This window comes from Roseibium denhamense, from assembly GCF_009711415.1.
In the GTDB taxonomy this organism is placed as follows: domain Bacteria; phylum Pseudomonadota; class Alphaproteobacteria; order Rhizobiales; family Stappiaceae; genus Roseibium; species Roseibium denhamense.
This window is the reverse complement of record NZ_SMLZ01000017.1, coordinates 1-313: the sequence shown is the minus strand read 5'-3', so window position 1 is coordinate 313 and position 313 is coordinate 1. Positions and strand designations below refer to the sequence as shown.

Sequence of the window (313 nt, the reverse complement as noted above, 5' to 3'; positions counted from 1 at the left end):
GATCCGATACAAGTTCTCGATGGGTACACGATTGTCGGGACGGTTTATGCAATCAACGGCAAGGATGTGGACTGGGCATCTTGCGCAAATTTCAACCCCATTACCCAGCAGTGTATGGATGGTGCCTCTGCCTTCGCGCAGACCGGGACAGACAAAAACGATGTCTGTCTCAGTGAGGATGGTGAGTTGCTCCTGGACGCGGACGGCAAACCCTACGATCTTTTCCATAGAAGCTTCACATCGCCGGTTTTAACGAAAACGGAGTGTAGCCCGACAACAGATGCGGACTGTCAGACGACAAAAAGCGATGGGG

General features: G+C 52.4%; 1 protein-coding gene. It reads left to right on the top strand.

All coding sequences use genetic code 11. From position 1 onward, the window contains the following. Positions 1–313: hypothetical protein (locus tag E1180_RS21965; RefSeq protein WP_196220467.1), on the top strand; the 313-nt coding region annotated here is incomplete at both ends.